We start from the raw sequence: 12,797 nt of genomic DNA on the forward strand, positions 1-12,797 counted from the left end.
CGGGCCTTCCCGCCGACTGGCGATGTGTGCCATTTTACATGTCACACATCGAGTGGCCGCGCCCCCCAAATCGCGGCCCCGAACGGCCCCGGAGGCCCCCACAGATGCGTCCCTCCCGGATAAACACGGCCAACGCGCGCAAGCTCCCTGCGCTCGGCGCGGCCTTCTTCATCGCCCTCGGACTGTTCGCCCCGCAGGCCCAGGCCGCCCCGGCCGGCGCCTCCACCCCGGCCGGCACCAAGGCCGCGGCCGCCACGCCGCGGTCGATCCCGGTCCCCAAGTCGCCCGATGCCAAGAGCACCAGCGCCTACAAGATCTCCGCCCAGGACAGCGCCGCGGCGCACACCCCGCCCGCCGCCCCGGCCACCGCTCCGGTCAAGGCCGCCAAGGGCTTCTCGGCCGCCGCCGCGGACCCCTGTCCCGACCTGTCCGGGGTGCTCAACGCCTCGGGCAGCTCCCTGGTCCAGCAGCTCAAGGCCCTGCCGCGGGTCGAGTGCACCTGGCCGCTGTTCAACATCGACGTCAACGCCTCGGGCTCCGCCTTCCGCGAGGCCAACATGGTGACCGTCGCGAACGCGCTGCGCGACGCCGCCCCGGCCTACCCGGGCGACAACAGCACCGCCATCGGCCAGCTGGTGCTCTTCCTGCGGGCGGGCTACTACCTGCACGAGACCAATCCGAACGCCATCGGCAGCTACGGCCCGACGCTGGCCGCCGCCACCCGTGGCGGGCTGGACGCGTTCTTCGCGAACAACCACAGCAAGGACGCCACCGCCGCCAACGGCGACCTCATGGTCGAGGTCGTCAAGGTGATCGGCCAGACCGACACCCTCGGCCGTTACGCCGGCTACTTCAAGTGGCTGCTCGACAACTACACCGGCACCTGGCCCGAGCGGATGACGGCCACCGTCGCCGAGTTCGACTGGGTCCTCAAGGACGGCTTCGCCGCCGCGAACGACAGCAAGGGCTGGAAGGCCGCCCTCAAGGCCGACCCCAGCATCCTGAACTCCTGGTCCGGCTTCGTCACCCGTAACGACTCCCTGCTGAACCGTTTCGACATCGTCAGCAACATCGGCCGCTACCTCGGCTACGCGCTGGACGTGCCGGAGCTGAAGACCCAGCTGCGGCCGATCATGAAGGACCTGATCAACCGCTACCCGAACGTCGGCCCGACCGCCCCGATCACCATGAACCTGGGCTGGGCGACGCGCAAGTTCGACAAGGGCCACTGCGCGGACTTCGGTATCTGCGACCTGAACACCCGCCTCATGCCGGTCATCCTGCCGATCCAGAAGGTCTGCAACGACGGCCTGAAGATCAAGGCCCAGGACATGTCCCCGGGTCAGCTTGCGACCACCTGCACCAGCCTGATCAACCAGGATGCCTACTTCCACAAGATCATCGGTGACAAGGGCGCCATCCCCGGCGATGTGAACACCAACCTGGAGGTCGTCGCCTTCGACGACTACGACCAGTACTCGCTGTACGCCTGGGCCTTCTACGACATCGACGTCGACAACGGCGGCATGTACGAGGAGGGCAACCCGGCGGTGGCCGGCAACCAGGCCCGCTTCATCGCCCACGAGGCGTCCTGGATCCGCCCGGAGTTCCAGATCTGGAACCTCAACCACGAGTACACCCACTACCTCGACGGCCGCTACAACATGGCCGGCGACTTCGAGGCCGGCATCGTGACCCCGACCATCTGGTGGGTCGAGGGCATCGCCGAGAACATCTCCTACGGTTACCGCAACGTGCGCAACGCCGACGCGATCGCCGAGGCCGGCAAGAAGACCTACAAGCTCAGCGAGCTCTTCGACACCGTCTACGACCAGACCGCCGACGCCGACGCCAACTCCAACCGGGTCTACCGCTGGGGCTGGCTGGCCACCCGCTACATGCTGCAGCAGCACCGCTCCGACATGGACGCCGTGCTCGCCAAGTACCGCACGGGTGACTGGAACGGCGCCCGCACCATCCTGAAGACCACCATCGGCACCCGCTACGACGCCGACTTCAGCAACTGGCTCGGCGCCTGCGCCACCAACGACTGCGGCCCGCTGCCGGAGGCCCCGACCGGCCCGGTCACCCCGACCACCCCGGTCTGCACCATCCCGGACACCCGCCAGTTCGACAACAACTGCCGCCGGGACAACCTGGCCGCCGTCACCGGCAACTACAGCTACCACTTCATCAACCTGCCGGCCGGCGTCAAGACGCTCACCCTCACCAGCAGCGGCGGCACCGGCAACGCCGACCTGTACTACGGCGGCTCCAACTGGGCCACCACCAGCAACGCCCTCGCCAAGTCCACCAACGCGGGCAACGGCGAGACCCTGACCATCACCAACCCCCCGGCCGGCTGGGTCTACTTCAGCCTCGCCGCCCAGCAGGACTTCGCGGGCACCACCCTCTCCGTGCAGTACCAGTAGCAGCATCCGCACCACCAGGGTGAACCACTGAGCGCACCAGGGCCCCGCCGGTACCAGGCGGTTTCTAGGGGTCGTTGCAACACGTGGTCGGTTGTCTAGGCCGCGAGCAGTTTATGCAGGCGCTCGGCTGGGGTTTCCCAGCCGAGCGTTTTGCGTGGGCGGCCGTTGAGTTCGGCGGCGACGGCGGCCAGCTGTTCGGGGCTGTGGGCGGACAGGTCGGTGCCCTTGGGGAAGTACTGCCGCAGCAGGCCGTTCGTGTTCTCGTTCGAACCGCGCTGCCAGGGACTGGCGGGATCGCAGAAGTAGACCGGGATGTCGGTGGCCAGGGTGAACGAGCCGTGGGCGGCCATCTCGGAGCCCTGGTCCCAGGTCAGCGAGCGCACCAGGTGGCCGGGCAGGGTCTGGACGATGGTCACCAGGGCGTCGCGGACCTGCTCGGCGGTTCGGCCCTCGGCCAGGTGCAGGAGCATCACATAGCGGGTCGCGCGCTCGACCAGGGTGCCGATCGCGGATCCGCCGTCCTTGCCGATGATCAGGTCGCCCTCCCAGTGGCCGGGCACCGCCCGGTCCTCGACCTCGGCGGGGCGCTCGCTGATCATGACCATCGGGGTGACGAACCGCGGCTGGCGGCAGGCCGCTTGGCGGTGCGACTTGCGCCGGGCGCGTCCGGTCCGCAGGGCGGCGGCCAGTTCCCGGCGCAGTTCGCCGCGGCCTTGGACGTAGAGGGCCTGGTAGACCGTCTCGTGGACCACGTGCATCTCCGGTCGATCGGGAAACTGTGCACGCAGAGCCTGGCAGATCTGCTCCGGACTCCACTTCCTGCCCAGATGATGCTGAATGAAGTCCCGCAGTTCGGGGTTCTGGCCGATCTTGCCGGGCTTGGGTCGGGGCCGGCGGGCATCGGCCCGGGCCTGTGCGGCGTGCGGCCGGTATTGGCCGTTGACCGGGTGGCGGTTGCGCGCGATCTCGCGGCTGATCGTGGAGGGGCTGCGACCGAGCTCGGCGGCGATCTTGCGGATGGCGACCTTCTCCCGCAGCCGGTCTGCTATGTGGATGCGGTCGGCCTCGCGCAGGTACCGGGACGGACCGGAAGGCGGCACCTCCACATGGATGGGAGGTACCGCCTTCCTCTGCCCACCGGGCGAGTGATGGCCATTACGCCACTTCTTGCCGGTCCGGACGTTGACGCCGACGATCCGGCAGGCTTCCGTACTGCTGTAGCCCTGCTGCATGAGCCGGAAGTATGCCTCCCGCTCAGCGGTCAGTTTCCTGGTCCCCTGAGGCTTCCGGTCCTTGCGGATCTCGAAGTCCATCGCATCCCCTGAGCTGGGGTGTTGCAACGACTCCTAGAACCCAAGCCACCGGCGGGGCCCTCCCCGTGCGCTCCCACATCCCCGGAGGGGTTCAGAGCAGGGCCTCCGGGGGCAGGCGGTGGACGCCGGGCAGGTGGGAGTCGAGTTCGCCCGGTTCGAAGCGGCACATGCCGACGGCGTGCCAGAACTCGCCGGCGACGTCGCCCTCGCACTTGTAGGCGCCGGAGGGCAGCAGGGCGGCCCAGCCGTCAGGGGTGCCGAGCAGGGTCGCGAGGGCCGTGGGGCGGCCCTCCTCGGGGACGCGCCAGAGCCGGATCGTGCCGTCCTCGCCGCCGCTGGCCAGCAGGGAGCCGTCCGGGCTGAAGGTGACGGCCAGGATCCGGCCGGTGTGGCCGCGCAGCCCCGCCACCTCGGTCCCGGCGAGCGGGTCCCACAACCGGACCACCCGGTCGTCCCCGGCGGTGGCGAGCAGCGGGCGGCTCGGGTGGGCGGCGGCCGTCCACAGCCGGCCGACGTGGCCGGTCAGCCGGTGCCGGACGGCCCGGTCCACCCAGATCACCGCGGTGCCGTCCCAGGAGGCGCTGGCCAGCCAGGTGCTGTCGGCGGCCGGCGAGACCGCGTACACCCGGTCGGTGTGGCCGTCGAGTTCGGCCACCACCCGCCCGGCGTCGATGTCGGAGATCCGCACCCGGCTGTCGTCGCAGCCGGTCAGCAGCTGCCGCCCGTCCGGGCTGAACGCGATCGAGCGGACCCGCCCCCGGTGCTCGCGGAGCGTGTTGAGGTGCGCCCCGGTGCGCCGGTACCAGATCCGGACGGTGTCGTCGTCGTTGGCGGTGGCCACCAGGACGCCGTCGGCGCTGAACGCCTCCGCCCAGACGTGCTCGGTCTCGACGTCCATCTCGCGCAGGTACTCGCCGGTGCGGGCGTTCCACAGGCACAGGTCGCCGTCGTTGGTGGCGGTGGCCAGCACCGCCTCCTCCGGGCTGAACACGGCCGAGACCAGCCGGCTGCTGCGGCCCGAGAGCTCGCGCAGCCGACGGCCGGTGGACGGCTCCCAGAGCCGGACCCGCCCGTCGTTGCCGCCGGCCGCCAGCAGGGTGCCGTCACCGCTGAAGGTGAGCGAGCCGATCCGCCGGCCGTGGCCGCGCAGCAGTTGGCGGCTGCGGCCCGAGGACGGGTCCCAGAGCCGGACCCGCCCGTCGTTGGCGCCGGTGACCAGCAGCGGGTCGCTCTCCGCGCCGCCCCGGCCGGAGCCGGGCCGGAACCGGCAGGCCCAGACCGAGCCCCGGTGCTCGGGCGGCTGCCGGCGCAGCGGCGTCACCTCCCGGGCCCCGCCGGTGCCGTCGGCGGGGCCGACCCGCCAGACCCGCACGCCGCCGTCGCTGTCGCTGGCCGCGAACCGGGTGCCGGCCTCGTCGAAGGTGACCTGGTAGATCTTGCCGGTGGAGTCCTCCGGGCGGCCGACCGCGGTGCCGTCGAGCGGGTTCCAGAGCCGGATCTGCCCCTCGGTGTCGCCGCTGGCGAGCAGGTCGCCGTCGGGGTGGAAGGCGAGGGTGTAGATCCGTCCGGCGTGGCCGGGCATGCTGTGGCGCAGCCGGCGGGAGGCGACCTCCCAGATCCGGACGGTGCCGCCGGTGCCGTCGTCGGGACCGCCGTCGGCGGTGGCGACCAGGGTGCCGTCCGGGCTGAACGCGGACCGGTAGAGGGTGCCGCGGTGGCCGGGGAGTTCGGCGAGCCGGCGGCCGTTCGCGGTGGACCACAGCCGGCCGCCGCCGCGCTGGTCGCCGGTGACCAGCAGCGCGCCGTCGGGGCTGAACACCGCCGTGTAGACGGGCGCGGCGTGGCCGGGCAGGCGGTGCCGGGGCTCGCCGGTGACGGTGTCCCAGAGGGTGACCACGCCGTTCAGGTCGCCGGTGGCGACCAGCCGTCCGTCCCGGGAGACCGAGAGCGGCCAGACGCCGCCGAGGTGCACGTCGAGGCGGTGGCGGCACTCGCCGGAGACCGGGTCCCAGAGCCGGACGGTGCCGTCGGCGCTGCCGGTGGCGAGCACGTCGTCGGCGAACTTGACCGAGTAGACCCGCCCGATGTGGTCCTTGAGGGTGCGCAGGGCGATGCCGGTGACGGCGTCGCAGATCAGCACGCTGCCGTCCTCGGAACCGACGGCGAGCAGATGGCCGTCCCGGCTGAAGGCGACCGGCTCGGGCAGCCGGGTGGAGCGCACGTCGAAGCCGTAGGGGACGCCGACCTCGGAGGGGCTGAAACCGGCCTCGACGGGCAGCCCGGGGGCGATCGCGGCGGCGGCCAGCTCGGGGGCGGCGAGCACCTCCTCGTCGGTGACGGCGGAGATCAGCGCGGCCCGCTGCCAGTGGCTGCCGCGCAGCCGGGCGCCGCGCAGGTCGGTGCGGACCAGCCGGGCGCCGCGCAGATCGGCGAAGCGCAGGTCCGCGCCGGTGAGGTCGGCGGAGTCGAGGCGGGCGCCGGCCAGCCGGGCGCCGCGCAGGTCCGCGCCGGAGAGGTTGGCGCCGAGCAGCCGGGCGCCGCGCAGGTCCGCGCCGAACAGGTCGACGCCGGACAGGTCGCGGTGCGACAGGTCCTCGCCCGCCAGGGTGGCGCCGCGCAGGTCGGTGTGGGCGGGGACGCGCAGCCGGTCGAGCACCTTGACCGCGTTGAGCCGGGCCGCCTCGGTGGCGGTCTCGGGGGCGTCCAGGACGGAGCGGGCCCACCGCTGGCAGGCCTGGTGGTCGGCCAGGTCGCAGAGGAACTCGACGGCGAGCCGGCTGAGCGAACCGCGGGCGAGCAGGGTGGTGTCCGCGCGGGCCAGCGCCTCGGCGGCGGCGCGGGCGACCAGCCACTCCCCCACCGAGCCGTGGATGAAGTGGAACATGCCCTCGTCGGAGCGGACCAGCAGACTGCCGGAGCCGACCGCGTGGGCGACCTGCGGGGTGGGCATCCGGTTGTCGGCGAGGCCGTTGAGCACGCCGGCGATGTCGACGATCTCGTCCAGCGGGATGGAGCTGCGCCCGCTCTCCCACAGCCGCAGGGCGAGCAGGGTGACGGCCTGCCAGAGCTGGTCGAGGCCGAGGCCGGGCGCGGCGCCGGGGCCGCCGTGGCCGCGCCGCTCCTCGAACCGCAGCCAGGAGGTGAACACCTCCTCGTACAGGCCCGCGGCGCTGAGCGCCCGCCCGGCGCCGGCGACGGCGCGCAGCCGGTCGTGGTCGAGGTCGGCGACGAAGCTCAGCAGCCGGGGGTTGCGGCACAGCGCGAGCAGGTCGGGGACGGCCTCCAGCAGCCGCATCCGGCGGGCGGCGGTCTCCTCGTCGCCGTAGCGGTTGCCGAGGTAGCCGCGGATCTGGTGCGGGGTGAAGTCCTGGACGGCGATCAGCCGGCGCTGCGGGAGCAGGCCGACGCGCTCGCCGAGGGCGGTGAGCACCTGCTCGTGGGAGCTGAAGTGCTGGGTGCGGCTGGTGACGACGATCTTGGCGTTGTCGACGGCGGCGTCCAGCAGCACCTGGAGGTGGTCGGCGGCGCGTTCGTAGCTGACCCGGTTGACCAGCTCGTCGAAGCCGTCGAACAGCAGCACCACCCGCCCCTGGCGGAGCATGTAGCGGAAGGCCCGCAGGTCGAGGGTGTCGATGCCGTGCTCGGTGAGGTGGGCGGCGACCAGGCCGTCCAGCGAGTGCGCCTTGTCGAGTGCGCTGAGTTCGATGAACAGGGGTGCCAGGTGCGGGAGTTCGGAGGGCAGCCGGCGGGCCAGCTCGCGCAGGGCGAAGGTCTTGCCGCGGCCGAAGTCGCCGAGCAGCAGCACGAAGCGGCCGTGGTCGGAGTCCAGCAGCCGGAGCAGCTCGTCGACCAGTCCCTCGTGCTCGTCGGCGGCGGGGCGTTCGGCGTCGCGGTAGCGCTGGGCGAGGTAGAGGTCGGGGTGGTACTGGCTGTCGGTGGCGAGCCGTTCGGTCTGGGCGCCGACGTAGCCGCGCAGGTCCAGCAGGCCCTGGAACTCCAGGAAGCTGCGCAGTCGCACGCCGCGGCGGCGGGCCCGGTCGCGCAGTTCGCGGGAGGGCGGCGGTCCGTCGTGGACGAGTTCCGCGTCGAGGCCGGCGCCGTCGGCGTGCACGGCGTCGACGAACTGCTCGACCTCCTGCTCGGTGGGGGTGCCGACGCAGGCGGCCACCCGCTGCTGGCGGACCAGCCCGGACTCGGCCGCCCAGGTGACGAAGAGCTGGGTCGTGGTGCCGGCCACCGGCCGGATCTGGGCACCGGGGTGGCGGGTGCGGCAGACCTCGGCGACCCGGGCCAGCAGGGCCTCCTGGGGGGAGGCGAGGGCGCGGGTCTCGTGGTCGGTGTCGGCGGGGGCCCGGGACTCCTCCAGCTGCGGCGGGCCGGAGCGGGGGGCCGGTGCGGGGGCCGGGAAGGCGCGCTCGGCGCGGCGCCAGGCGACGGTGAGGCGGTGCGGGGCGGTGGCGGCGGTGGGGTTGCCGGGCGCGGAGGCGGGTGCGGAGGCGGGCCAGCGGGTGAGGCCGTCGCGGGTGAGCCGGAGCAGTTGGTGGGCGCCGGGGGCGGTGGCGCCGAGCACGGGCAGTTCGCCGGCCGTGGTGGCGAGCAGGTGCGGGGGCAACGGGCGCGCGGCGGGGCCGCGGCCGGGGCCGTCGGCGTGGGTGGCGGCGGCGGTGGCGGGGCCGTGCAGCAGCAAGTGGAGGCGGGGAGCGGTGAGCCGGGTGAAGCGGTCGGCGTCGCGCAGCGGTTCGACGCCTTCGGCGGCACCGGGCCCGGCCTGGCCGGCTTGCCCTGGCTGTCCGGCATGTCCAGCCTGTCCGGTCGCGACCGGGTGCCTGACCGCGCCGATCCGCAGCCACCCGTCGTTCTCGTACGGGCGCAGCGCCTGGGCGAACCAGGCCGCCTGCTCGGGCCCGAGCCAGCCGTAGCGGTCCTCGGGCCGATGGGTCCAGGCCATCGAGGAGTTGAGCCCGGCGACGACGGTGCCGAGTTCGGGCACCGGGAAGAGCGTCCACGGCTGGGCGCTGTCGAAGACCACGTCCAGGCCCTGGTAGAACTCCTGGAACAGCCGGGAGTAGTGCCGCCACTTGGGCCAGTACGGCGCGGCGGGCCGCAGTTCGTCGGCCTCGCAGGTGGCGAAGTAGGCACGGGAGGCGGCCTGGCTGACGTCCTGGCCGCCGGGCAGTACGGCCACCCGGTGCGGTTCGAGCCCGAGCAGGGAGCGGATCCCGGTGAGGAAGGTCAGCGCCTGCTCGCACTCGCGGGGGCTGCCGGTGGCGGTGAGGTCGCCGGTGACGACGACGAGTTCGGGCGCGGGGGCGCCGGCGTCGGCGAGTTCGACGAGGTCGCCCCAGAGGGCCGACTGGAGGTCGACCGGGTCGGCGCCCCGGCCGAAGGCGGGGCCGGCCAGGTGGAGGACGGAGACCGCCTCGCGTCCGGCGGCGCGGCCGACGGCCTGCGGGTACTCGGGCCGGGCGGTGGGGCGGCGGCGGCCGGCCCGGCCGGTGTCGCCGCCCGGGTGCGGGGCGGGGGCGAGGTCCTGGGCGCTGCCGGTGCCGGTGCCTGTCCCCGTCGGGGAGCCGTTGCCGTTGCCCGGGTAGCCGGGGGACAGCTCGGGGCGGGCCCGGCCCTCCATCGCCTGGGCGACCCGGGTCAGCAGCAGCCCCCGGGCGCGGTCGGGCTCGGTGACGCCGACCAGGTCGATGTAGGTGAGGGTGGCGAGCAGGCCGTCCACCGGGATGTCCTCGATCCGGACCGTCACCAGCCGCCGTTCCGGCTCGTCCGGGTCGGCGCGCAGCGCGGCCTGCCACTCCATCCGGCCGTAGCGGGAGCGCTCGTAGTTGCGCGAGAGCAGCGCGATCACGGCGGCGGACTCGGTGATGCCCCGGTCCATGAAGTCGACGAAGTTCGTCCCGGGCACGAAGTCCCAGGCCTGGAGGAAGGCCCGGTAGCCCGCCTCCTCCAAGGTCCAGGCGATCCAGGCCGCCCAGCGCTCGTCGGCCGGGGAGTAGCTGATGAAGAAGTCGATCGGCCCGGGGCCACCCGGGATCGCGTCAAGAGCCCCCATGGGAGGAGCTTATGACCGATCACGGGGGACTCAACCCTGTTTCACCGCAATGGATTCGGGTGGTTTTTCCGCCGCACCGCACGAACACCGGGTCGATCGGTGGCCGGATGTTCGCAGGGCAGTCTCGACCCGAATCGCCTCGTGTGCGACCCTGACGTCCGTGTTCGCGTACCGGCCCGCCGTCAAACGGCTTCATCCCCTGGACCTGCTGGCGGCGGGGCTGCTCGCCTGCGGCCTGCTGTTCCTCGCCACCGGGCTCCTCCCGGCGGACGCCGCCGGGTCGGCCTTCCAACGGATCGTGCCGCTGCTGGCCTTCCTCGGCTCGGTGATCGTGCTCGCCGAGCTGACCAGCGCGGCCGAGGTGTTCGACGTGGTGGCGGCCTGGGTGGCACGGGCCGGGCGGGGCAGCTATCCCGCGCTGTTCCTGCTCTGCGTCGGCTTCGCCGCGCTGACCACCACCGCGCTCAACCTCGACACCACCGCCGTGCTGCTGACCCCCGTCATGCTGGCCCTCGCCACCCGGGTCGGCATCGCCCCGCTGCCGCTGGCCATGACCACGGTCTGGCTGGCCAACACGGCGAGCCTGCTGCTGCCGGTCTCCAACCTCACCAACCTGCTGGCCGCCGACCGGGTCGCGCTCTCCCCGGCCGGCCTGGCCCGCGCCATGTGGGCGCCGCAGCTGGCCGCGCTGCTGGCCACCATGGCCTGCCTGTGGGCCTTCTACTGGCGGCGCGGACGGCGCGGCGCGGACGGCTACCGGCCGCCGGCGGCCCACCGGCCCGGGGACCGGGTGCTGTTCCGGATCTGCGCGCTGGCCTGCGCCGGCTTCCTGGTGGCCAGCCTGGCGGCGGTCGTCCCGCTCTGGGTGGCCTCGGGCGCGGCGGCGGCCGTGGTGGTGGCGGCCTTCGCGCTGCGACGGCCGCAGGCGCTGCGGGCCTCGCTGATCCCGTGGCGGCTGCTGGGGATGGTGCCCGGCATGTTCCTGGTGGTGCAGACCGTGGACGCGCACGGGCTGCACCGGCTGCTCGCCGACGCGATCGGCACCGACGGCGGCACCCTCGGCCTGTTCCGGGCCTCGGCGGTCGGCGCGGGCCTGTCCAACCTGCTGAACAACCTCCCGGTCTACCTGGCCGGGGAGGCCGCGGTGCCGGCCGGCAACCACAGCCAGCTGCTGGCGCTGCTGATCGGCACCAACGTCGGCCCACTGGTGGCCCCCTGGGCCTCGCTGGCCACCCTGCTCTGGTACGAGCGCTGCCGCTCGGCCGGCCTGCGGGTGCCGCTGCGCGGGGTGGCCGGGGCGAGCGCGGTGCTGGCGGTCGGCGGCGTCGCGCTGGCGACGGCGGCGCTCGCGCTGACGGTGTGAGAGCCGCTCCGCTGAGGTGTCAGACGGCTCCGGCGACCAGATCGAGCAGGTACGGCAGCAGCTCCGGGCGGCCCGCGACATAGCTGCGGGCCGTCTCCGGCTGCCCGGTCCGGGGGCTGAACGGTCCGCCGTCCAGCCCCCGGACCTCCAGCCCCGCCTCGGTGGCCAGCAGGCAGCCGGCCGGCAGGTCGATCTCCTCCGCCCGGTAGCCGACGAAACCGTCGATCAGCCCACCGGCCAGCAGCGCCCAGGTCAGCAGCGGCGCCCAGAGCTGGAGCACCCGGCGGGCGCCGCCCTCCAGCCCGTCCTTGAGCGCCCGCGCCACCGGGTCGCCGCCCACCCCGTGCCCCTGCGTCCAGCCGAGCACGGGACGTCCGGCGCCGGGCGGCCGCACCGGCAGCCGCAGCCGCCCCCCGGGCCCGTACGCGCCCGCGCCGCGCACGGCCCGCCAGGTGCGGCCGGCCACCGGGTCGTGCACCACCCCGAGCACCGGCTCCCCGTCCACGCACAGCGCGATGCCCACCACGTACGCCGGCAGGCCGACGACCACGTTGTTGCTGCCGTCCAGCGGGTCGACCAGCCAGGTGCGGCGGCTGCCGGGCGGCCCGGCCACCTCGCCGCCCTCCTCGGCCCGGATCCGGTCGGCGGGGAAGCGCCCGGCCAGCCGGCGGGTGACCAGCTCCTCGGCGAGCAGGTCGAGTTCGGTGACCACGTCGCCGTCCGTGCCCTTGGTGTCCACCCGGAAGGCGCCCAGGAAGCGCGACCTCAGCAGCGCGCCCGCCGCCTCCGCGGCCTCCACCGCCACCCGGCACTCCTCGGCGAATCCGCCCGCCCCCTCACCCGGGGCCGCTGTCGTCCCGTCCACCGATCCTCCTGGCGACCTCCCCGGCGATCCGGGCCGTCCGGTCCGCGTCGCACAACCGCCGCACCACCCGCCGCGCGCCCCCGTCCACCGGCCCCAGCACCACGTCCACCGGCCCCGGCACGGTGCGGCCCAGCACCACGGTGGCGGCGGGCTCGCCGTCCGGCAGCGCCGTGACGTGGAACTCCCCCGCCGCCAGGGTGTACGTCCCGCCCCGCCCGCTGACCTCCTCGCCCAACGGCTCCCAGCGGACCAGCCGCGCCGTGGGCCGGACCTCGTCCACCCCCGCGGCCGCGTCGCTGTACACCTCGAAGGCCCGGTGGCTCGGCCGCGCGGCCTCGTCGTGCACACCGACCCGCAGATTGCCGACCCGCCCGTACAGCACGCTGCTCTTCAGCTCCCAGCTGTGGCAGTGGATCTCGCGCTGCCCGGCGGCCCTGACCGGGTCGAACACGTGCACACACACCCCGAGCGCGCCCTCGCGCAGCACCGGCAGGCAGTAGAACCCCAGCGGGTGGTCCACCGCCCGCAGCACCCGTCTGCCGTCCGCCACCTCCGCCAGCAGCCCGCCCACCAGACCGTCCAGCCCCGGCCCGGCGGCAGTACGCCCGGCGGCCCGGTCGAGCGTCGTGAAGAGTTCGTTCATCGCTCCCCCAGTACTCCCCGTCAACATGCTAGGCCCGGTGCCGAGTTGACGGCCATAGAGCGGACAGGCCGGGCGCGCGGAACGGCCCGGGGCGACCTCGGGAACGGCTCCGGGACGACCTCG

Annotated in this window: 6 protein-coding genes; 2 read left to right on the forward strand and 4 right to left on the reverse strand. The window is 73.8% G+C overall.

The annotated features are described in order from the left end of the window. Positions 1 to 104: 104 nt before the first annotated feature. Entirely contained in the window at positions 105 to 2,432 is a 2,328-nt protein-coding gene (locus OG715_RS08760) for a M9 family metallopeptidase (RefSeq protein WP_266275805.1), read from the forward strand. 95 nt (positions 2,433 to 2,527) lie between these two features. On the opposite strand, the gene OG715_RS08765 is transcribed toward OG715_RS08760, so the two are convergent. Both OG715_RS08765 and OG715_RS08770 read right to left on the reverse strand, forming a co-directional pair. After that, positions 2,528 to 3,745: an IS30 family transposase gene (locus tag OG715_RS08765; RefSeq protein WP_266271214.1), complete on the reverse strand. Its 1,218-nt coding sequence runs from the start codon at positions 3,743 to 3,745 to the stop codon at positions 2,528 to 2,530. Positions 3,746 to 3,836: 91 nt separating this feature from the next. Beyond that, positions 3,837 to 9,803, reverse strand: a complete 5,967-nt coding sequence (locus OG715_RS08770) for a WD40 domain-containing protein (RefSeq protein ID WP_266275803.1) — start codon at positions 9,801 to 9,803, stop codon at positions 3,837 to 3,839. A gap of 160 nt (positions 9,804 to 9,963) precedes the next feature. Between OG715_RS08770 and OG715_RS08775 the strand changes: the two genes are divergently transcribed. After that, positions 9,964 to 11,166 carry an ArsB/NhaD family transporter gene (locus OG715_RS08775; RefSeq protein WP_266275801.1) on the forward strand — a complete coding sequence of 401 codons (1,203 nt, stop codon included), beginning with the start codon at positions 9,964 to 9,966 and terminating at the stop codon, positions 11,164 to 11,166. A 19-nt stretch (positions 11,167 to 11,185) separates the two neighbouring features. Here the strand turns inward: OG715_RS08775 and OG715_RS08780 are convergent, their stop codons facing one another. Then, positions 11,186 to 12,031, reverse strand: a complete 846-nt coding sequence (locus OG715_RS08780; protein ID WP_266275799.1) for an inositol monophosphatase family protein — start codon at positions 12,029 to 12,031, stop codon at positions 11,186 to 11,188. Continuing rightward, on the reverse strand, positions 12,003 to 12,674 hold the full coding sequence (locus tag OG715_RS08785) for a hypothetical protein (protein ID WP_266275797.1): 672 nt from the start codon (positions 12,672 to 12,674) through the stop codon (positions 12,003 to 12,005). The genes OG715_RS08780 and OG715_RS08785 overlap by 29 nt, the downstream gene beginning before the upstream one ends. Positions 12,675 to 12,797 lie beyond the last annotated feature (123 nt).

Source organism: Kitasatospora purpeofusca (assembly GCF_036010405.1).
Taxonomy (GTDB): Bacteria; Actinomycetota; Actinomycetes; order Streptomycetales; family Streptomycetaceae; genus Kitasatospora; species Kitasatospora purpeofusca.